This is a genomic window from Pseudoalteromonas sp. SG41-2, from assembly GCF_014164535.1.
Taxonomy (GTDB): Bacteria; Pseudomonadota; Gammaproteobacteria; order Enterobacterales; family Alteromonadaceae; genus Pseudoalteromonas; species Pseudoalteromonas rhizosphaerae.
Genome location: NZ_JACJFK010000024.1, coordinates 55,311 through 77,578 on the forward strand (window position 1 = coordinate 55,311; position 22,268 = coordinate 77,578).

General features: G+C 41.2%; 20 protein-coding genes. 6 read left to right on the forward strand and 14 right to left on the reverse strand.

Annotated elements, in window-relative coordinates:
- Positions 1-210 precede the first annotated feature (210 nt).
- The 6 genes from megL to pspA all read right to left on the reverse strand — a co-directional run bounded on the left by megL (position 211) and on the right by pspA (position 5,408).
- On the reverse strand, positions 211-1,392 hold the full coding sequence (gene megL / locus H5186_RS17375) for a methionine gamma-lyase (RefSeq protein WP_182794729.1): 1,182 nt from the start codon (positions 1,390-1,392) through the stop codon (positions 211-213).
- Between the two features lie 140 nt (positions 1,393-1,532).
- Complete coding sequence (locus H5186_RS17380) at positions 1,533-2,579, reverse strand: TIGR01620 family protein (protein ID WP_182794730.1); 1,047 nt, start codon at positions 2,577-2,579, stop codon at positions 1,533-1,535.
- Positions 2,576-3,991: a YcjX family protein gene (locus H5186_RS17385; RefSeq protein ID WP_220493271.1), complete on the reverse strand. Its 1,416-nt coding sequence runs from the start codon at positions 3,989-3,991 to the stop codon at positions 2,576-2,578. The genes H5186_RS17380 and H5186_RS17385 overlap by 4 nt, the downstream gene beginning before the upstream one ends.
- 58 nt (positions 3,992-4,049) lie before the next feature.
- On the reverse strand, positions 4,050-4,451 hold the full coding sequence (gene pspC / locus H5186_RS17390; RefSeq protein WP_145241438.1) for an envelope stress response membrane protein PspC: 402 nt from the start codon (positions 4,449-4,451) through the stop codon (positions 4,050-4,052).
- Positions 4,448-4,681, reverse strand: a complete 234-nt coding sequence (gene pspB / locus H5186_RS17395) for an envelope stress response membrane protein PspB (protein WP_145241440.1) — start codon at positions 4,679-4,681, stop codon at positions 4,448-4,450. Before pspB ends, pspC begins: the two co-directional genes overlap by 4 nt.
- A gap of 67 nt (positions 4,682-4,748) precedes the next feature.
- The gene (gene pspA / locus H5186_RS17400) at positions 4,749-5,408 is read right to left on the reverse strand and encodes a phage shock protein PspA (protein ID WP_145241442.1); all 660 of its coding nucleotides are present in this window, start codon (positions 5,406-5,408) and stop codon (positions 4,749-4,751) included.
- A gap of 187 nt (positions 5,409-5,595) precedes the next feature.
- Here pspA and pspF point away from each other — a divergent pair, with 187 nt between their 5' ends.
- Genes pspF through H5186_RS17430 form a run of 6 tightly spaced genes read left to right on the forward strand, consistent with a single transcriptional unit; the run spans position 5,596 to position 11,948 of the window.
- Positions 5,596-6,654 carry a phage shock protein operon transcriptional activator gene (pspF, locus tag H5186_RS17405; RefSeq protein ID WP_145241444.1) on the forward strand — a complete coding sequence of 353 codons (1,059 nt, stop codon included), beginning with the start codon at positions 5,596-5,598 and terminating at the stop codon, positions 6,652-6,654.
- 18 nt (positions 6,655-6,672) lie between these two features.
- Complete coding sequence (locus H5186_RS17410; RefSeq protein WP_145241446.1) at positions 6,673-8,280, forward strand: ABC transporter substrate-binding protein; 1,608 nt, start codon at positions 6,673-6,675, stop codon at positions 8,278-8,280.
- Entirely contained in the window at positions 8,280-9,314 is a 1,035-nt protein-coding gene (locus tag H5186_RS17415) for an ABC transporter permease subunit (protein ID WP_145241448.1), read from the forward strand. The genes H5186_RS17410 and H5186_RS17415 overlap by 1 nt, the downstream gene beginning before the upstream one ends.
- Entirely contained in the window at positions 9,301-10,194 is an 894-nt protein-coding gene (locus H5186_RS17420) for an ABC transporter permease subunit (RefSeq protein WP_145241450.1), read from the forward strand. The genes H5186_RS17415 and H5186_RS17420 overlap by 14 nt, the downstream gene beginning before the upstream one ends.
- Positions 10,195-11,187, forward strand: a complete 993-nt coding sequence (locus H5186_RS17425; RefSeq protein WP_182761441.1) for an oligopeptide/dipeptide ABC transporter ATP-binding protein — start codon at positions 10,195-10,197, stop codon at positions 11,185-11,187.
- Entirely contained in the window at positions 11,187-11,948 is a 762-nt protein-coding gene (locus H5186_RS17430) for an ATP-binding cassette domain-containing protein (RefSeq protein ID WP_149980752.1), read from the forward strand. Before H5186_RS17425 ends, H5186_RS17430 begins: the two co-directional genes overlap by 1 nt.
- 215 nt (positions 11,949-12,163) lie before the next feature.
- Here H5186_RS17430 and H5186_RS17435 read toward each other — a convergent pair whose 3' ends face one another.
- The 8 genes from H5186_RS17435 to tig all read right to left on the reverse strand — a co-directional run bounded on the left by H5186_RS17435 (position 12,164) and on the right by tig (position 21,948).
- Positions 12,164-12,499, reverse strand: a complete 336-nt coding sequence (locus H5186_RS17435; RefSeq protein ID WP_182785218.1) for a hypothetical protein — start codon at positions 12,497-12,499, stop codon at positions 12,164-12,166.
- Positions 12,499-12,993 carry an ImmA/IrrE family metallo-endopeptidase gene (locus H5186_RS17440; protein ID WP_149980754.1) on the reverse strand — a complete coding sequence of 165 codons (495 nt, stop codon included), beginning with the start codon at positions 12,991-12,993 and terminating at the stop codon, positions 12,499-12,501. The genes H5186_RS17435 and H5186_RS17440 overlap by 1 nt, the downstream gene beginning before the upstream one ends.
- A 372-nt stretch (positions 12,994-13,365) precedes the next feature.
- The gene (gene ppiD / locus H5186_RS17445) at positions 13,366-15,273 is read right to left on the reverse strand and encodes a peptidylprolyl isomerase (RefSeq protein WP_182794731.1); all 1,908 of its coding nucleotides are present in this window, start codon (positions 15,271-15,273) and stop codon (positions 13,366-13,368) included.
- A gap of 170 nt (positions 15,274-15,443) precedes the next feature.
- A complete protein-coding gene (locus H5186_RS17450; RefSeq protein WP_301562686.1) occupies positions 15,444-15,746 on the reverse strand; it encodes an HU family DNA-binding protein in 303 nt (100 codons plus the stop codon).
- A gap of 185 nt (positions 15,747-15,931) precedes the next feature.
- Positions 15,932-18,292 carry an endopeptidase La gene (gene lon / locus H5186_RS17455; protein ID WP_145241462.1) on the reverse strand — a complete coding sequence of 787 codons (2,361 nt, stop codon included), beginning with the start codon at positions 18,290-18,292 and terminating at the stop codon, positions 15,932-15,934.
- A 150-nt stretch (positions 18,293-18,442) separates the two neighbouring features.
- Positions 18,443-19,726: an ATP-dependent protease ATP-binding subunit ClpX gene (clpX, locus tag H5186_RS17460; protein ID WP_145241464.1), complete on the reverse strand. Its 1,284-nt coding sequence runs from the start codon at positions 19,724-19,726 to the stop codon at positions 18,443-18,445.
- A gap of 135 nt (positions 19,727-19,861) precedes the next feature.
- Positions 19,862-20,479 carry an ATP-dependent Clp endopeptidase proteolytic subunit ClpP gene (gene clpP, locus H5186_RS17465; RefSeq protein WP_145241466.1) on the reverse strand — a complete coding sequence of 206 codons (618 nt, stop codon included), beginning with the start codon at positions 20,477-20,479 and terminating at the stop codon, positions 19,862-19,864.
- A 164-nt stretch (positions 20,480-20,643) separates the two neighbouring features.
- Complete coding sequence (tig, locus tag H5186_RS17470) at positions 20,644-21,948, reverse strand: trigger factor (RefSeq protein ID WP_182794732.1); 1,305 nt, start codon at positions 21,946-21,948, stop codon at positions 20,644-20,646.
- Positions 21,949-22,268 lie beyond the last annotated feature (320 nt).

Below are 22,268 nucleotides of genomic sequence, written 5' to 3' on the forward strand. Positions count from 1 at the left end.
TAACCTTCTTAGTGTTAAACCGATATCGGTGTCAACCTGTTAAGGAGATACTAAGCAAATGTAAGGCAAAGTTTAATAGCTGAGACAACATCAGCTATTAGCACCAAACCGCCCTTTGTACACCAAACATTACACTTTAAGATCAAAAAGTTTACAGTGCTATTTTTAAAGGGCTAGAAGCAACACAAACCGTAAATATAAAATTACAGACTATGCAATAAAAGTAAAAGCGCGGTTAAGGTCGTTAATTATATCGTTAACATCTTCAAGGCCAACAGATAGTCTGATCAGACCATCGCTAATACCCGCAGCTGCTCTTTCTTCGGGTGAATACGGTGAATGAGTCATCGATGCCGGATGTTGAATGAGTGTTTCGGCGTCTCCTAAACTCACGGCGAGTGTGCACAATTGGGTATTATTAATAAACTGCTCGCCATCTTTTAGGCTGCCTTTTAATTCAAAGGCAATAACGCCACCAGAGGCTTTCATTTGCTTACCGATAAACTTAAACCCTGGGTGAGATGCAAGTCCGGGGTAATAAACGGTATTAACTTGGGGATGCTGCTCTAAAAATTCAGCAATAATTTGCGCACTTTCACAATGACGCTGCATGCGTATCGCTAAGGTTTTTAAACCACGATTAATAAGCCATGCATCGTGTGGACTAATTGTTGCACCAATATCTTTAAGTACGGTCATTTTAATTAATGTAATGTGCTCTTGACTGCCACACACCAAACCTGCCACAACATCACCGTGACCATTTAAATATTTAGTAGCACTGTGAACAATTAAATCAATGCCATAATCAATTGGCTTTTGCAGTAACGGCGTGAGAAAGGTGTTATCTATTACACTGATCAAATTGTGTTGTTTTGCCACTTGTCCTATTAACTCTAAATCAATTACCGCCATAGTTGGATTAACTGGGGTTTCGGCAAAAATCATTTTTGAATTCAGTTTAATTGCATCGCGTAATTGCTGCTCATCGGTCATATCTACAAACGTCACTTCAATCCCCCAACGCGGCAACATATGTGCGAAGAAAGCAAACGTACAGCCATACAAAGCGCTTGATGCGACTAAGTGATCGCCTTGCGATAAAAAACTTAATACCGATGCAGAAACCGCGCCCATTCCTGTGGCTGTTGCTGCAGCGGCTTCGCAACTTTCAAGTTGTGCGACTTTTTGTTCAAGCTCTGTCGTCGTCGGGTTACCTAAACGGGTATAAATATAGCCCGGTTCTTCACCAGCAAAACGTGCTGCACCTTGCGTGGCACTAGTAAAATGAAACGTAGAAGTTTGGTATAAAGGAGCAGTAAGTGCACCATGCGGATCATTGGCTTTTTCTGGTCCATGGATACATTGGCTGTCGATGTGGAGTTTGTTCATTGTCTGATCTTTTTTGATTATTATTGATCCCATAATCAAAACGTATCGCAGGATAAAGCACAAGCATGCCAGATGCTCAGATGGCTATAAATTGGGATGTAGTTAGTACAGTGGCAGTTCACCACTGTACAGATTTATTGTCAGCTCGTTTCTTTCGTGCCAGCTCCTGACGACGAAGCTTTGCGGCTCATAATTTTGCTGGCAATCAATTGCGCAGTACCTTTAAGCAAGCTGCGCTTATGCTCAAGTCGTGGTAAAGGACGGCTTAGTTCCATCGCTTTATAACCAATGCGTGCGGTAAATATACCCGCGCTTAAGCCTTGTGCTGCACGTCCTGATAATTTACCTAGTAATTCAGCACTGAGCGCTGTAGCAGCTAAATCCGATACTAACTCAGCACTGCCAACAAACATCACTTGCTTGATCAACATACGATAGAGCTTGATCCGGCTAGCATAACCAAATCCGATACCGTAAATCTTACCTATTTGCTCAATCAGTTTTGTGCCCCGCCAAAGCACAGCCATCATATCCACCAGCGCTAATGGACTTAATGCCACTAACAAGCCTGATTCAGTGGCAAAACGGTTGATCAGCTTTTTAGCTTGAGTATCTTGTTTCACTAACAAACTATCGGCGTACAAGGTCATGATCTCTTTATCGCTATGATGGCTATCAATGCTTGCTTTAAACTCATCAAACCCAGTTAACTGCTGATGTTTATTGAGTTTTTCAAGCCAAGGTAGTGCCCCACCAACCTGTTCGCTATTGAGCAAACGATCCGCTTCATGACGATGTAATTGATTGCGCTTTAAGCTGCGCAACATTCTATACTCACGCCATAAGAGCTTGCCTAACAACAACACGCCACTGAGCACTGCAATTAAATATACGCTGCCTAAGATGATGGATTGCTGAAATGTCACAACCATAGAAAATATAAATTCAGCTAACACTAAAGTTATAAAGCTAATCGCAAACACCCCTTTCAGAGTTTGCCATTTTGACTTTTTATAAACAGGGGTTAAATCAATCTCTTCATCTTGGGGCTCATCGATAACGTGCTCATATTCATACTCCCCTTGATCGATCACTTTAGCTGGGGTCAAGGTAAGTTCATTGTCTATTGGCTGTTCACTAGTATCAATACGTCTGCCGGCTTGAAAGCCTGAAGCGGTCTTGCTCATGTTAGTTTGTCTCCTAAAAGGTACTGCATGACATGATCTAAACGAATGTGTTTTAGTTGCTTGTCTGGACTTGGCATTGGTGCAAACGATAAAAACTCAAAACCATGGCTTGGCCACTCATCTTTATTGAGCATGCGCATTGGTGGCTGCGGTGGTAAGTAGGTCAACCATTGCGACTCTGATAACGGCTTACCATAAATACAATTGAGGGTTTTACCTTGCTCAACCACTTGTTTTGGCATGGTTGCCGTAATAGATGACATCGCCATAGTTTCTATTTTAACGCCATCAAATTTTAAGTGATTACTTTGCTCGTGCACTAATGAGTCCAACAACAGCGCTAAATCTTTATGGTGTGCACTACTAATATGATCTGACTTATTCGCAGCAAACAATAGTTTATCTATATTGGGTTTAAACAAGCGTTTCAAAAAGCCAGTTTCGCCATAGTTAAAATGCGCGAGTAATTGTTTGATCACATCCCCTTGCTCTTGCAGCGTCTCAGGCCCTTCATTGAGCGCACTGAGCACATCAACAAGCACTATTTGCCGATCAAAGTTGCGAAAGTGTTGTGTATAAAATGGCTTAACCACTTCTTTCACATAAGCATTAAAGCGCTTTTGCAAGTGCGCCAAGTTAGACCCTGCAACCATCTCATCATTAGCCTGCGCAACTGGGAAAAACAGTAATAACGGTGCACCTTGTAATTCACCTGGCATCAGCATGCGTCCAGGTTGTAGCATCGCCAATTTAGTGTCTTTTTTAAGACTCACTAACAGTGTTTGATAGTGCGTAGCAATCGCGCTTAGCGCACTTTCATCTACTGGTGCTGTTAAATCAAGCTCGCTCAGTGCAGTTAAAAATGCTTGTGCCTTTTCAACCCGAGGAGAGCGCTGTAACAGTGCATATTGCTGCTCACTCCATTGTTGATAGCTTTGCTCTAGCATGGGTAAATCAAGCAGCCACTCACCGGGGTAATCAATAATGTCTAAATACAAGGTTGATTGCGGTGCAAAGTGACCACGTAAGCCTGCGTCACTCCGGTATTTAATTGCTAGACGTAAAGTATTTATGCGCTCGGTTGATGCAGGCCAGTGTGGTTGCCCTTCAAGCGGCAATAAAGCACTCAGGGCTTTAGGGTAATCAAATGTAGGAATGGTCAGCGCTTGTTGCGGCACTATTTTTGTGGCGATATGGCGCTGTTGCTGCATAACATCAAAAAACGGTAAGTTTTTGTCTGTTGCTTGGCTGGTTAAATGCTTTACTAAAGCGGTAATAAAAGCGGTTTTACCACTGCCACTGAGGCCAGTTACCGCTAATTTTACGTGTTGATCTAAACTACGGTGAACAGCTTTTTCAGCCTTACCTTTGAGTTTATTAAAGGCATTTTTTGCAGATGAAGTGTTTATCATAATGAGCTAGCACTTCAGCGCCATTATTAGTTAGGTGGCTAAAGTGCTATTAAGTCCTTTACAGCTTATTGATTTCACGGCTAACCGTAAACTCGGTTGAAGTAACATAACGTTCCATATCTTGTAAACGTATATCAACACGTCCCAAACGGTCTTTTAAATCTTGTAAAGCACGACGTGGTGGCTCACCTTTTTGCCATACTTTAAATTTTACTTCAAGAGGATCTTCGTGTTTTGCCGCATCAGTTTTGCTTTGTGCATTGGCAGGTTTTTTATCTAAAATAAACCACGCTGCGATGTAAGCCACAACAAACAACGGGCCACCAGCTAGTAACACTGCCGTTACTACGATAATACGTACTAACCACAATTCCATATTGAAATAATCACTGAGCCCTGCACATACACCGGCTATTTTACCACGTGCTGGATCTCTTAGCAGTTCACGTTTAGCACTCATACCTTCCGCCTCCACTGCGGGGCCTCTTGATCAAGTAGTGCTTCTAAAGTTTCTACTCGGTCAGCCATTTTATCTGCTTTTTGAGCAAGCTCAAGTAACTGGCGGTGTTCGTGTTCGCTCAAGCCTTGGCTTACTTGCTTTTTACTTCGGTAATGTAAAATTAACCAAAGGGGTGCTACCACAACCATAAAAATGATAATTGGAGCAACAAACACTTCTGCATCAAACATAACCCTCTCCTACACATCCATTAATTTATCAAGCATAGGGGGATGACTCCCCCTTTATTTATTATCTTTATTTATCAGCAAGCTTCTTTTTAAGTGCTGCTAATTCATCATCGATTTTTTCGTTTTGCTGTAACTCAGCAATTTCATCAGCCAATGACTTTTTGCCTAAGTCGTACGATTCTACTTGTGATTCTAGTCCATCAATCTTAGTTTCGTAGCGCTCAAAGCGATTTAATGCATCTTCAACTTTAGAGCTGTCCAATGCTTTTTTCACTTCTAAACGCGACTCAGCTGAGCGTTGACGTAAAATAATCGCTTTTTGACGTGCTTTTGCATCCGCTAACTTGTCTTGTAGCGTACTTACTTCTTGTTGCAGCTTATCAATGTGAGATTCTATGTGACTGAGTTCATCTTCAACAGCAGCAACCGCTTGTGCTGACTTTTGCTTTTCAAGCAATGCAGCACGGGCTAGATCATCACGGTCTTTGCTCAATGCCAGCTCGGCTTTATCTTGCCATTGAGCGACTTGCTCTTTTAATGTATCGACACGACGTACTAATTCTTTTTTCTCTGCTAATGTTTTCGCAGAGGTTGAACGTACTTCAACTAATGTGTCTTCCATCTCTTGGATGATCAGACGTACCATTTTTTCAGGATCTTCTGCTTTATCTAAAATGGCATTGATATTAGAATTAACAATATCTGCAAAACGCGAAAAAATTCCCATAACATTTACCTCTGTAGTGTTTAACTTAATTGGTCTGCTGTTACTGTTACAATATGCTTGCCAACTTTATAAAACATAAAATACAGTAATATTTTCATAATGTTAAACTAAAAATACAAATTCCTTTAGTTCTCCCTAATTATGAAATACACTAACTGTTAGTAAAAATGACTAAGAGTTAGGGAATATGAGCCAATTTCGCCAACAAGATAATTTACTCGGCCAATCAGACAGCTTTTTAGCGGTACTTGATCAAGTTTCACAGCTGGCAAGTTTAGATAAACCAGTACTGATTATTGGTGAACGTGGCACAGGTAAAGAACTGATCGCCGCCCGTTTACACTTTTTATCAAAGCGCTGGGAGCAAAGCTACATTAAGCTCAACTGCGCGGCACTTAACGAAAACTTGCTTGAAAGCGAATTGTTTGGCCATGAAAGTGGTGCCTTTACCGGCGCAAGTAAACGCCACGAAGGACGCTTTGAACGTGCCAATGCCGGTACGCTATTTTTAGACGAACTAGCAAATACCTCTGCCATGGTGCAAGAAAAACTATTACGGGTAATTGAATACGGTGAATTTGAGCGAGTCGGTGGCAAACAAACCGTCAAGGTCGATACTCGCTTAGTCTGCGCAACCAATGAAGACCTTCCTTATTTAGCCGAGCAAGGTGAATTTAGAAGCGATTTACTCGACAGGCTCGCATTTGATGTAATCACTTTACCGCCACTGCGCGAACGTCAGGAAGACATCATGTTACTCGCTGAGCAATTTGCGATGAATATGGCCCGTGATTTGGACTGGCAACTATTCAGTGGTTTCACCCGCAGTGCTGTGGAAATACTGCAAGGGCATGATTGGCCAGGTAATATACGTGAACTTAAAAATGTCGTGGAACGAAGTTTATATCGCCATGGCAGTGAACATATTCCCGTTCACCAGATTATTTTAGACCCATTTGAAAGCCGCTTTAGACCCAAGCAACGAATTAAAAAACTCCCCACTAAAGCCGTAGAAGCAGCTCCTGTTGCAGTTGTCGCCAATGAACCGATAGTTGCAACAAGTACCCCGCAATTTCAGTTTCCATGTAGCTTAAAAGACCTCTCAAATGAATTTGAAATTGATTTAATAAAAAAAGCGCTTGAATATAGTCAATTTAATCAAAAGAAAACTGCAGAAGTACTTGGTTTAACGTATCATCAACTACGAGGCTATTTGAAAAAATACAACTTGTTAGATCAACAATAATAGTCAGAGGCTAAACGAGTGTATAAATTATTACTTGGTATCTTAACGGTATGCCTAACGGGTTGCTTAGATACCAAAGAAAAAACACTAGAAGAAAAGAATCAGGGCTTAGTTTATTGCGCTGAGGCTAACCCTGTGTCGTTCAATCCCCAAGTGACGACCACAGGTTCGACGATCGATATTATTGCAAATCAATTGTATGACCGTTTGATCAGTATCGATCCCGTGACCGCTGAATTTAAAAGTGAACTGGCCACTGACTGGAAAATAAGTAAAGACGGCAAGTCAGTTACCTTTACCTTGCGCAAAGGAGTGAAGTTTCATACTACTGCATACTTTACCCCAAGCAGAGAGTTTAACGCTGATGATGTAATCTTTACCTTTAGCCGTTTATTCGATGTGTATAATCCTTATCACTTTGTTGGGGATGCCAATTACCCTTATTTTCAAAGTGTCGGCATTGACCAGCTAATTCGGCAAATTGTTCGCGTGTCCGACTACCAAGTGCGCTTTGAATTATTTAATGCCGAAAGCAGCTTTTTAGCCAATATGGCAACTGATTTTGCAGTGGTTTTGTCTCGCGAATATGCCATGCAATTAAAACAGCGCGACCAAGTTAATCTTTTTGATCAATACCCTGTTGGTACTGGCCCCTATGTTTATAAAGAGTATCGTCGCGATCACTTAGTACGCTATTATCGTAATCCTGACTATTGGAAACACCATGTAGTGCTGGAGCAGTTGGTTTACGACATCACCCCAAATGGCACCACCCGAATTGCAAAAATGCTCACTAAAGAGTGCGATGTAACCGCACACCCAAGTAGCGCACAGTTAAGTATTTTAGCCCAACGCGACGACATTAACGTACAAAAAGAAACCAATCTTAATGTAGGTTATTGGGCGTTTAATACCGAGCGCCCACCATTTGACGATTTAAGAGTACGTCAAGCACTGGCCCATGCCATTGACGTTGAAAAAATCATGCAAGCAGTTTATTACGGCAACGGTATTCGTGCGCAATCGTTATTACCGCCAACATCATGGGCATATCAACCACAAGCTAAACTACCCGGATTTAACCCTGATCTAGCTAAAAAACTGCTGATTGAGGCTGGCCTTCCTAATGGCTTTGATATGACCATTTGGGCTATGCCAGTGAGCCGAATTTATAATCCTAACGCACGTAAAATGGCCGAGCTAATGCAAAGCGATTTACGAAAAATTGGTGTAAACGTCAGTATCGTTGAGTATGAGTGGAACACCTTTATTCAACGCATAGGTGAACACCGCCATGACAGCGTGTTATTAGGTTGGGCTGCAGATACACCGGATCCAGATAACTTTTTTAGCCCGCTACTCAGTTGTACCGCGGCATTTAGTGGTAAAAACCCTGCGAATTGGTGTGATCCTGAGTTTGACTTACTCTTGACACAAGCGCTTGATACCACCGATTTAGCCAAACGAAAAGCCTATTATCAACAAGCACAAGCGATGATAGTGCGTGAACTACCTTTATTACCACTTGCCCACGGTATGCGGTTTCAAGCAAGTAGTGCCGATGTAGAAGGTATTCCACTTGGCCCATTTGGCGCAATTTCCTTAGCCAACGCGAGGAAAAAATAATGGTGTTAAATTATATTTTACGTCGTTTAGGCTTACTGTTATTTATGATGTTTACCTTGAGTGTATTTACATTTTCACTCAGTTATTTATTTCCTGGCGATCCGCTTAGTAATTTAAGTGGTATCAGTAATACCAGTTTTTCACAAACCAGTGAACTACAAGAAAAATATCACTTTAACGATAATTATTTAATGCAATATTTTGCTTTTATTGCGCGTATTGTGCAAGGCGACTGGGGCGTGTCGTTCGCTTCGGGCGACAGCGTATTTACTCATATTATCGAGCTATTCCCAGCCACGTTAGAGCTGAGTATTTATGCGTTAATTATTTCTGTTGTGGTTGGCGTTCCGGCAGGTATCTTGGCGGCGGCCTATCATCGGCGCTGGCCAGATAAACTGGTTAACTCCACAACGTTAGTAGGCTACTCAATGCCGGTATTTTGGTTAGCTTTGCTGCTGATCATGGTGTTCTCATTACAACTAGGTTGGTTCCCGATGTCAGGGCGAATGGGCTTACTGTACGAGATCCCCTCCCAAACTGGCTTTATTTTGATTGATATTGTATTAGCAGACTTTCCTTATTCTGGTCTGGCTATGCTTGATGCTCTGCATCATTTAACCCTGCCGACCATTGTTCTGGCAATGTACCCAACCACTGTATTAGTGCGCTTTACACGAGAGTCAATGTTGCATGTGCTTGAGCAAAGTTTTATTAAAACTGCCCGAGCCAAAGGCTTAAACCGTGCCCAATTAATTATGCATCATGCCTTACGTAATGCCTTATTACCGGTTATAAAACAAATTGGTTTGCAGTTTAGTACCTTGATCACTCTGGCGATGATCACCGAGGTGATTTTTTCATGGCCAGGTGTTGGCCGTTGGTTAATTGATAGTATTTATCAACGAGACTACCCTGCTATTCAAGGTGGCTTATTAGCGGTATCGATGTTTGTAATTCTGGCGACTATTATTGCAGAATTAACCTATACCTTGTTCGACCCGCTGTCACGGAATCAAGCGCATGGCAAAGTTTAATTTATTTTCAGAAGAGTCAAACAAATCGCCATTAGCGCGATTTTGGCGCAAATTTAAATCCAATCATCCTGCCTTAGTGGGGTTATGGATTTTTATCGCCTTTGCTATTTTAGCTGCGGCTGCGCCACTGATTGCACCATATGGGGTAAACCAGCAACACAGTGATGCGTTACTTATTCCTCCATCGTGGCATGAAATGGGCGATGTACGTTTTATACTCGGTACCGACGACTTAGGGCGTGATGTACTCTCACGGCTTATGAATGGCGCAACCTATACCTTTGGCTTATCAGTCATTGCTGCGCTGATCACCACTATCATAGGTGTGTTAGTGGGCACATTTGCCGGCATTAGCCGAGGTATTCGCTCAAGCTTTTTAAATCATCTACTTGATATAACCTTATCGATACCGTCTTTATTATTAGCGATTATTATTATTGCGATATTAGGCCCAGGCCTGATGAATACCGTGTGGGCGATTATTTTAGCGCTTTTGCCACAATTTATTCATTCTGTGCGTAACCTCATCGTTACTGAGCTTAATAAAGATTACATTACTGCATTTAAACTTGATGGCGCATCGAATTGGCATATTCTCTCCAGAGGGATTTTTCCAAATATTTATGAGCATATTGTGGTTATTTTTACTATGGCATTATCAACCGCTATTTTAGATATTTCCGCTTTGGGCTTTTTAAAACTAGGGGCACAACCACCAACCACAGAGTGGGGTGCAATTTTAGCTGAAAACCTGGGTTTAATTTATTTAGCACCTTGGACCGTTGGCTTACCTGGGGTATTACTCTTTTTAGCGGTGCTGTCGACCAACTTAGTGGGCGACGGGCTACGCCAAGTGCTCAAAGCACGTAAGGCTGACTAAATGCAATTACTTGATATACGAAACTTAACCATAGAGCTGCGCACCTCTGATACTGTTATTCGCGCCGTAGATAGAGTGAACTTGAGCCTCAAAGAAGGTGAAGTACATGCGTTAGTGGGCGAATCTGGCTCAGGTAAAAGCTTAATTGCCAAAGCCATTGTGGGTGTATTAAATAAACGCTGGCACATTACCGCCGACCGAATGCATTGGCGCGGCGTAGATTTAATGCGTCTATCAAACGAACAACGACGTAAAATTGTTGGTAGTGACATCGCAATGATTTATCAAGATCCCAGTCGCTGTCTTGATCCAACCGCAAAAATATTTGAGCAAATAGCCGAAACGCTCCCAGAAATAGCAAACTCCGGGTTTTTCTTAAAGCGAAACCGCGAACGTAAAGACCGAGTTAAAGCGTTGATCCATAAAGTGGGCATTAAAGATCACGAAAAAGTACTATCGAGCTACCCTCACGAGCTCTCAGAAGGCGTTTGTCAAAAGGTCATGATTGCTATGGCCATTGCTCGTACACCTAAGTTACTGATTGCCGATGAACCAACCACCGCGCTGGAAAGTACCACCCGCGCGCAAGTATTTCGGTTATTAAAAAGTTTAAATCAACTTAAAAACATGTCAATTTTAATGATCTCCCATGAACTTGAAGAAATCATTAATTGGTCCCATGGTATGCATGTACTTTACTGCGGGCAAATGGTTGAAGCAGGTCCAACCCAGCGTATTTTTGCCCAGCCTCGCCACCCCTATACGCAAGCATTATTAAAAAGCTTACCGGATTATGAGCAAGGGCTTGCCCATAAAGAACCTTTTTATGCACTAAAAGGTACAATCCCAACCTTGCAGCATTTGCCTATAGGATGTCGCCTTGGTCCTCGCTGTCCGCAGGCACAAAAAGCTTGTGTAGTAACACCGCCTTTAACTAAACAACATGGTCATAGTTATGCGTGTCATTTTCCATTGATTAAGGTGATGAAATAATGCAACCTCTGTTAAAAGTGCAAGCCTTGTCAAAAAGCTTTAACCTGCGTGCTGGGTTATTTTCACGTAAGCGTTTTGAGGTATTAAAAAACATCTCGTTTTGTTTAGAGCAAGGTGAAACACTGGCTATTATTGGCGAAACTGGCTCTGGTAAAAGTACCCTAGCAAAATTACTCGCTGGAGCAGACAGCGCAGATGCTGGGCAAATCCTACTCGATGGCAACATCATCGAAAACAAAGGCGTTCGCGATCAGCAATGCCGCCATATTAGAATGATTTTTCAAGACTCCGAAGCCTCGCTAAACCCAGGTTTAACGATCGGCGATATGCTCGACGATTGCCTGCAATATAATACTTCTTTGGATAAAGTAACTCGCGCTGAAAAAATCACCGCAACACTGTCTAAAGTAGGTTTATTAAACGACCATCAGTATTACTACCCACATATGTTTAGTGGCGGTCAGCTGCAACGTGTCGCTCTAGCACGTGCATTAATACTCGACCCTAAGGTTGTGGTACTTGATGAAGCATTATCGTCTCTGGACCCTTCTGTACGTGCACAAACCGTCAACCTGCTACTCAAGCTTCAACAGGACACGGGTCTCAGTTATATCTTGATCACTCACCACTTAAGTTTAGTACGCCACATCAGCGATCAACTTGTAGTACTCGATCACGGTGAAATTGTTGAATACGGTAGAACCGAGGATGTATTCCAAAAGCCAAAATCAAAAGTCACTCAGAAGTTGTTGAGTTGCTAAAAAAAGGTTCTAGGTTCTAGGAAAAGCCAGAGCAGTTAAGGGATATATATCTATCGCTGTTTGTGGTTAAAAAACGAAAGCCAATAGTAAAGCGGATTTATCAACCGCTTTATGCGAAATGAGAACATCGTATTTGGGATAGTGCTTACGTTTAACTCAGAAATAGTAGGTTCTGGAAAAATAGAACCTTAATCAACTCCAAACAGTCTGAAAAATCATCTATTTGTTGGCTTGGTTGGAAACAGGTTCTTGGTGATTACTAAAATAACGCCGAACACTTCCGCTAATGTACCACCCATATATAAATTTAACGACCATTCATCAAAAGCCAGCCAACCAAATCCTACGCAAAAAAATATAATATTCATCACGATAAGTTGGCCTATAAGTATTTTAATAAACCAATTGGCATAGGATTTTTTTAATTCTCTATCTGCTTTTGAATCTTCAACTTTCTCTGAAACTAAAGGATCTGTCGGGGTAGTTTTACTTTTATCTTGCAGGCTCGCTTTTATTAACGATGCTAAATTTCCCTTTTCTTGTACCGTCATTATAAAAGCCTCAATGCTTTTAATCTATGCTTAAGCGCTTCATGAGAAACCCCGAAATACATTGCTAAATTAAAATGATTTTTACCTGAACGCAATAATTTTTTTAAAATTGCTTCAGGCATTAATAAGTTAGCTGCGAACTGATTTGCAAATATTTCATCAGCATCAGTTCCGTTTGAAGCATTTGGGCCTCTTAAGTCAACATACTCATATTCAAGGCTTTCATCGTTAGACTCAATCCTGGAAACGTAATGACCTAATTCATGTGCGCAGGTAAATCGTTTTCGGTTACTGTGATCAGCATGATGTAAAGCGATGATCGGATCAGCACCAGCCTCTTTAATCAAGGCGCCGGAAACACTAGGTGGGAGTTCTGTATCCAAAACTTGTAATCCCATTTTTTTAGCTATCGAGACAGGATCAACAGGAAAGTCCTGATTAAGCCAAAGTGTTTCAAGTACTTTGTTAGCTTCAGTTTGTGGATTCAAGTTCATATAATTTCCTCAACTAGAAATTTCTGTTGTGTTTATACAGATAAAAGCAAAAAAACGTCAATTGCACTGATAATATATACAGTAGTTAATATTCAGTTTTTTACCAACATACATTTTAACACTATCACATAATTCTTAGTGTGTTTTTCTGCCATTCTAATATCAATAATAATTGTCACAACTGCTATTTAAAACTTCACAGGCGCAAAGGCTTTCGTTGCACGCTACCCAATTTTGTAAACTAAACTCGAACCTAGCACCTTTAACCTAGTACCTTTAGCCTTTAACCTTTCACCTTTCACCTAGTACCTATATATTCTACCCACAAAAAAAGCGCCATTAGGCGCTTTTTTAGGTTTGCTTAATTAACTATTACTCTGTGGCGGCTTGCGCTTTAGGTAAGTTTAATTCTGCATTTGCTTTTAAAGCTTCAATGAATACCATGTAGTTTTTGTTAACTTGGGTCATAGTAATATTTTGCTTAAGTTGCGCTTCAATTTCACCTTCAACAGTGGCGTTAGTCACGGCTTTTAAGGCTACAATTGCGGCATCACCGTTATTTAATTCAACTTTTTCAACTACTGGTGTGTCACCAGTTGGGTGTGCCATTTTAAAGGCATGTTGAACGATTGCAGGCGAAACAGTGTAAGCTTGACGAGTTAGTGCCGCTTCTTGACGAAGTTCTAAGCTTTGCTCAGTTACTAGGTCATTTAAGCTCTTGCCAGCTTCAATTTCAGCATATAGTGTTGTTGCTTTTTCTTTCGCAAGCTCTGATGCTTTATCACTAACTAAACGTGCTTTAATTTGCTCTGATACATCAGCAAGTGCTTTTGTTGCAGCTGGTACATGCTCTTTAACACGCACTAACACAACATGCTCATCGCCCACTTCGATAACTTCAGAGTTCATTTTATCTTCAAGCACATCTGGTGAGAATATTGCAGCTAATACCGCTGGTGTATTAAGCGGCGCAGGTAGAGAATTACGGTCAACTAATGCTGTTGTTTGTACTTCAACACCGGCAACTTCTGCAGCATCAACTAAGGTATCTGAAATTTCAAATGCAATAGCGCCCATTTCTGTTTGCTTTTCATAGAATGCATTTACTTTTTCAGTACGCTCAAGATCAGCACGTAAATCAGCTTTAACAGTGTCATACGCTTTTACTTGTTGGCTCTGAATATCAGTTAACTGAATAATATGGTAACCAAACTCAGATTGTACAACGTCTGAAAAATCCCCTTTATTTGCTAATGCGAATGCCGCATCTTCAAAAGCAGGATCCATCATGTCACGTTCGATCCAATCTAAGTCACCACCCATTTCAGCACTAACAGTATCATCAGATGATGATTCTGCTAATGCCGCAAAATCACCGCCTTGTTGTAATTGTGCTAACAAGTCTTCTGCTTTGGCTTTTGCTGCATCATCGTCTTCACTGTTATCAATTAAGATATGCGATACACGGCGTTTTTCAGGTTCGACGTATTGTGCTTTGTTTTGATCATAATATGCTTTAACGTCTGCTTCGCTAACATGAGTTTCAAGTGTTAAGTTAGCTGCATTTAAATCAATGTAGTTTACTGATACTTGCTCTGGCGCTAAAAACTGCGACATATTTAGATCATAGTAATCGGCAATTTCTTGCTCTGTTACTGTCACGTTTTGCTGTAAAGACTCTTTGCTGATCACGACATAGTCAATACTGCGCGTTTGCTGTTGTAGCGCAACGGCATTAGTCAGTTCGCTATTTAGAGCAAAATCGGTACCTGCAACCGCTGAAATTAGCTGGCTACGAGTCATTTCTTCACGTAAATATTCACGAAATGCGTCAGGTTGAAAGTTCATTTGACGGATAACTTGTAAGTAACGATCGTTGTTAAATTGCCCACCAATTTGGAAGTATGGCAATTCTAAAATCGCTTTACGAACACTGTCGTCACTAACACGTAAGCCAAGTTCGGCCGCTAGTTGAGTTTGCAATTCTTGTTGTACTAGACGGTCAACGACGCCTTGACGAATTTGTGCCATATAAGTTGGATCAGCAGCAATTTGTGCAAAGTATTCGCCAAATTGTTGCTCTAAACGTGCACGTTCGTTTTGGAACGCACGGCTAAACTCGGTTTGGCTTATTTTAACTCCATTTACTTCAGCTACGGGCTGCTCTGTGGTTTGACCTAAGTAACCACCGATCCCTGCTAAGGCAAAAGATAAAATCACCGCGCCTAAAATAATTTTAGCTACCGGTCCTTGTGAACCTTCTCTGATTTTCTCAAGCATTTATTTATCTCTATTCTATTCGAGGCAGAAATCGCCTTGCTTATGTAAAAAAAGCGTATCTTACCAGATACGCTTTTTTACTTGAAGCAGTTGGCGAGAAAGAACGTTAATTAAGCTGTAAAAGCGATTAACTTCTTACACTACCAAACTAACTCACTAAAGAGCAGTGATTAGCTGTTACATGCATCTTTAAGCGCTTTACCTGCTTTAAAAGCTGGGATAGTCGCTGCAGCGATTTGAATTGTTTCGCCAGTTTGTGGGTTACGGCCTGAACGTGCAGCACGTTCACGTACTGAGAAAGTACCGAAACCAACCAATGCTACTGAATCGCCATCTTTAAGAGCGCCAGAAACAGCCTCGATGAATGAATCAAGTGCACGACCCGCAGCCGCTTTAGAAATGTCAGCATCAGCTGCGATTTGATCGATTAATTGAGATTTATTCACAATATCATCCTCTTTCATTGTTATTATCAAGAGCGATTGTTTTTTAAACTAACATCACTATTTTGAAAATTTTAGAGCAAACTTTTTCATGCTCATACGATTGTAATTTTTCTTCAGCCTAGGCCACATAAGGCCTCGGCTTGAAAACCAGTGCTTAACTTATCATACCATCTAGATTTGAAAAGCCCTTTAAAGCACTTTTTTTCGCTTTTTTACTGGTTTTTTGATGTTTCGACTGAAAAACTCTCAACTGGGTGTACTAAAGCCAGTTTTAAAACCTCATCAATCCACGTAACTGGGTGAATATCAAGTCCTGCCAATACATTGTCAGGGATCTCTTTTAAGTCACGTTCGTTAATTTTTGGAATAATGACCGTTTTAATTCCACCGCGATGAGCGGCTAATAGTTTCTCTTTTAAGCCACCAATTGGTAATACTTCACCACGTAAGGTGATTTCGCCCGTCATCGCCACATCAGCACGTACCGGGTTACCTGTAAGACTTGATACCAAACCTGTTACCATCGCGGCGCCAGCACTTGGTCCATCTTTTGGAGTTGCCCCCTCAGGTACGTGAACGTGAATATCACGTTTTTCGTAAAAATCACTGTTAATACGAAATGCATCAGCGCGATTACGTACAACTGTCATAGCTGCTTGAATCGACTCTTGCATTACATCGCCTAGTGACCCGGTGTAGCTTAGTTTACCTTTGCCTGGTACTGCGGCACATTCGATGGTCAGCAAATCACCGCCCACTTCAGTCCACGCTAAACCTGTAACTTGGCCAATGCGATCGCCGTCTTCAGCTTTACCATAATCATAGCGCTGCACACCTAAGAAATCTTCAAGGTTGTCAGCGTTAATAGTGACTGTTTTAGTGCCTTTTTCAAGCAAGATATTCTTCACCGCTTTACGGCATAACTTAGATATTTCGCGTTCTAAGTTACGTACGCCCGCTTCACGGGTGTAATAACGAATAATGCCGATGATTGCACTGTCTTCGATGATTAATTCGCCATCTTTTAAGCCATTGCGTTTAACTTGTTTAACAATTAAATGCTCTTTGGCAATATTCAGCTTTTCATCTTCGGTATAACCCGATAACCGGATCACTTCCATCCGATCCAATAACGGACCAGGAATGTTAAAGCTGTTTGATGTAGCAACAAACATTACGTCAGATAAGTCATAATCGACTTCTAAGTAATGATCCGCAAAATGGCTATTTTGCTCAGGATCAAGTACTTCAAGCAGTGCCGATGCAGGATCGCCACGCATATCTGATGACATTTTGTCGATTTCATCTAACAAGAATAATGGATTTTTAACGCCCACTTTACTCATGTTTTGAATCAACTTACCTGGCATTGAACCTATGTAAGTACGACGGTGACCACGAATTTCTGCTTCATCACGAACACCACCTAGTGCCATACGAATATACTTACGCCCTGTCGAGCGAGCAATCGATTGACCTAATGACGTTTTACCAACACCTGGTGGACCCACAAGGCACAAAATTGGTCCTTTGAGTTTATTGGTACGCTGTTGCACGGCGAGATATTCAATGATGCGTTCTTTGACTTTATCAAGACCATGATGGTCGCTGTCTAAAATCTTTTGTGCGCCCGCTAAGTCTTTTTTCACTTTCGAACGTTTTTTCCATGGCACATTAATTAATGTGTCTATGTATGAACGTACAACCGTGGCTTCTGCCGACATAGGCGACATCATTTTAAGCTTAGCAAGTTCAGAGTTCGCTTTTTCTTGTGCGTCATTGCTCATACCTGATTCTTCAATGCGCTTTTTCAGTGCTTCGAATTCATCTGGTACGTCGTCAAGCTCGCCTAATTCTTTTTGAATGGCTTTCATTTGCTCATTGAGGTAATACTCACGTTGCGACTTTTCCATCTGCTTTTTAACGCGGGTACGAATTTTTTTCTCAACTTGCAATAAGTCGATTTCACCTTCCATCAACGCCATTAAATATTCAAGACGTTCTGTAACATTGGTGATTTCGAGTACTTTTTGCTTTTCAGGCACTTTCAGCGGCATGTGCGCTGCCATAGTATCGGCAAGGCGCGGCGCTTCATCAATGCCACTGACCGAGGTTAACACCTCTGGTGGTATTTTTTTATTTAGCTTTACATAGCCTTCAAACTGACTGATGGCACTGCGAATAAATACATCTTGCTCTTGCTCATCGATTTCTTCTGAACCAATAAACTGCGCATTAGCAACAAAAAAGTCTTCATTATCAATAAAGCTTTCTAGTTTTGCTCGCTGTGTGCCTTCAACCAGTACTTTGACTGTGCCATCAGGAAGTTTAAGCAATTGTAATACCGTGGCTATGGTACCAACACGGTAAATATCATCTTGCTCAGGCTCATCCACGGTCGCGTCTTTTTGCGCAACAAGGAAAATTTGTTTGTCTTTATCCATTGCCGCTTCAAGGCATTTTATTGATTTTTCACGGCCTACAAAAAGCGGGATCACCATGTGCGGATATACCACGACATCGCGCAGTGCTAGCACCGGGATTTCGACTCGATCTGTTCTCTCAAGCGTCATTATTTTTCTCTTCGCTCTTCATTTATTTTAAAGATTACTCAAGTATATGGGGATAACCTAAGTAAAGTTCAACAATTTAACGCAACTGGATTAAATAAATTATAAAAAAAGGAGCACTAGGCTCCTTTTTATTATCAAAATGAGTAAATTTTACTCAGACGCTGCTTTATCTTGGCTAGCGCTTTGATAAATCAAAATAGGATCTGATTCACCTTTGATCACGGTTTCGTCAATCACTACTTTGCTGACGTTTTCCATTGAAGGAAGTTCGTACATAGTATCAAGTAACACCGCTTCAACGATTGAACGAAGACCACGGGCACCTGTTTTACGCTCCATCGCTTTATGAGCGATAGCACGCAGTGCGTCATCACGGAATTCAAGTTCAACGTCTTCCATACCAAATAATGCGCCGTACTGTTTCGTTAAGGCGTTTTTAGGCTCATTTAATATTTGCACTAAAGCCGACTCATCGAGTTCAGTTAACGTTGCCACAACAGGTAAACGACCGATGAATTCTGGGATCAAACCATATTTCACTAAATCTTCTGGCTCAACATCTTTAAATGTTTCACTTAAAGAACGGCTCGCCGCAGATTCTTTTACGTTAACCCCAAAACCGATACCGGTATTTTTATGGCTACGCTGCTCAATCACTTTATCAAGACCAGAGAATGCGCCACCACAGATGAATAAAATTTTAGAGGTGTCTACCTGTAAAAACTCTTGCTGTGGGTGTTTACGTCCGCCTTGTGGTGGCACAGATGCCACAGTACCTTCAATTAGTTTAAGCAGTGCTTGTTGCACGCCCTCACCAGATACATCACGAGTGATCGACGGGTTATCAGATTTACGTGAAATTTTGTCAATCTCATCAATGTAAACAATACCACGTTGCGCTTTTTCTACATCGTAATCACATTTTTGTAGCAACTTTTGAATGATGTTTTCAACATCTTCGCCCACATAACCAGCTTCAGTTAGTGTGGTTGCATCGGCCATTGTAAACGGCACATCTAATAAACGCGCTAACGTTTCAGCTAATAATGTTTTACCACTGCCGGTTGGGCCAATAAGTAAGATATTACTTTTGCCTAACTCAATATCCGTTTTACCGGTTTGATTACGCAAACGTTTGTAGTGATTGTAAACCGCTACTGACAGTACTTTTTTGGCGTGATCTTGACCAATAACATAATCATCTAAATGATTACGAATTTCTTTTGGTGCAGGCAGTTTATCAGAGGTATTGTGCTTTGGCGCAATGTCTTTGATCTCTTCCCTGATAATGTCGTTGCATAGCTCAACACATTCATCACAAATGTATACTGAAGGGCCAGCAATTAACTTACGAACTTCATGCTGGCTTTTGCCACAAAAAGAGCAGTATAACAATTTATTACTTTTGTCGCCGTCTGTAGGAGTGTCAGACATTCAGCTACCTCATCTTATTCGTTGGCTGCCAAACTACTTAGCAGCTATTTTAATACGCTTAACTATACCAAAAAATATTGGTTTTCACAGTGTAAACAGCTCAAGCTAGCACCGTTAGTTACCAGCTTGTATTTGTTACTTGCTGTCGCGACTAGTAAATACCGCATCAACTAAACCATAATCAACAGCTTGGCTGGCGCTCATGAAGTTATCACGGTCTGTATCTTTTGAAATCACATCTAATGGTTGGCCGGTATGCTCTGCCATTAAACGGTTTAGTTTATCTTTAATAGACAAAATTTCTTTGGCGTGTATTTCAAAATCAGATGCTTGACCTTGGAAACCGCCTAATGGTTGGTGGATCATCACGCGTGAATTAGGTAAACAATAACGTTTGCCTTTTGCACCAGCAGTCAATAAAAATGCTCCCATGCTCGCCGCTTGGCCAACACAAATAGTGCTTACATCTGGTTTAATGAAATTCATAGTGTCATAAATCGCCATACCCGCAGTCACTGAACCGCCTGGCGAATTAATATATAAAAAGATGTCTTTTTCTGGGTTTTCTGATTCTAAAAATAGCATTTGCGCTAAGATCAGATTAGCCATGTTGTCTTCAACTTGACCTGTTAAAAAAATGATTCGCTCTTTTAATAGTCTCGAATAAATATCATACGAGCGCTCGCCTTTCGCTGTTTGTTCAACAACCATAGGTACTAATGCATTGAGTGGATCTGTAATACCAGTGTTCATATTTATCTAATTCCTTATGCGCTTATACTTATCCTTATTATAAGGAAGCATAGTTATTTTTTGGCGAAATTGAAGGCCACAAACTAAAATGGCTCGGGCACACTGCATAATACAGAGTAACACGAGCCATTTAATCGTTAGCGAGGGCTTAAGTCAATGACTTATTAAGCACCTTGCTGTGGATTCATGATGTCATCAAATGCTTTTTCAACGTCAGTCACATTTGCTTTAGCTAAAATAGCTTCAACAGCTTGCTCTTCCATTGCTACATTACGCATTTGTTGCATAAGTTGATCATTTGCTTTGTAGTATTCTACAACTTCAGTTGGATCTTCGTATGCAGAAGCCACTGTTGCAATTAATGCTTCAACTTTTGAATCATCAACTTTGATCTCGTTCGCTTTAATTACTTCACCTAATAATAGGCCAGTCTTAACGCGTGTTACTGCTTGTTCATGGAACAACTCTGCTGGAAGCTCAGGCATGTTTTTAGCGTCGCCACCAAAACGTTGTGCAGCTTGTTGACGTAGTGCATCAATTTCTTGATCTACTAGGGCTTTAGGCACGTCGATTTCGTTGTTAGCTAAAAGACCTTTAATTGCTTGGTCTTTCACGTTAGCTTTAACCGCTTGGTCAAGTTCACGTGTCATGTTCTTTTTAACTTCTTCTTTAAGAGCGTCAACACCGCCTTCAGTTACACCAAACTTAGTTGCGAATTCTTCGCTAAGTTCAGGTAGCTCTTGCGCTTCAACTTTCTTCACTGTGATAGTGAATTGAGCTGCTTTGCCTTTAAGATTTTCAGCATGGTAATCTTCAGGGAAAGTTACGTCAGAAACAACTTCTTCGCCTGCTTTTTTACCTACGATGTTATCTTCAAAACCTGGGATCATACGACCTTGACCAAGTTCTAATGGGAAGTCTTCAGCTTTTCCGCCTTCGAATACTTCACCGTCGATAGTACCTACGAAATCAACCGTTACACGGTCTTTTTCGCCAGCAGCTACATCAACTTCAGCCCATGATGCATGTTGCTTACGAAGTGTTTCTAGCATGTTTGCTAAATCTTCGTCAGTTACAGTTGCTGCTGGTTTTTCTACAGTGATTTTATCTAAACCTTGAACTTCAACTTCAGGGTAAACTTCAAATGTTGCAGAAAATTCTAAATCTTTACCTGCTTCAAGTGCTTTAGGAGCAAATGTTGGTGCGCCAGCAGGGTTAATTTTTTCAGCTACGATAGCTTCATAAAAATTACGTTGCATTACTTCGCCAGCAACTTCCTGACGAACTGCGCCACCGTAACGTTTGTTGATTACAGACGTTGGTACTTTACCAGGACGGAAACCATCAATACGCTGGGTTTTAGACAGTTGTTGTAAGCGTTTTTTTACTTCGGTCTCAACGTTCTCTGCAGGAACGGTGATGGTCAGACGGCGCTCAAGGCCTTGAGTCGTCTCAACAGAAACTTGCATGATATACCTCAATCTTCAATTTTGGCGACTGTTCGCCTTCCTTACAAACACGGTAATCACTATGCGTTTTGGCACGTTTAAAGTCATTAAAGCGACTTATCAACCCCATCTTCACTATAAGATACCAATGCTGCTCTGCCCTTCGGGCACTATGTTAAACAATAGACGCGGCATTATAACCTAATATTTATGATAGTCGAGTCTAGGGGGCAATTATTTGGTCAGATAGCGGATTAAGCAAGCATAGCGGATAAAAAGTAGGCGTTTAAGTTAGCAAGTTAGCAAGTTAGCAAGTTAGCAAGTTAGCAAGTTAGCAAGTT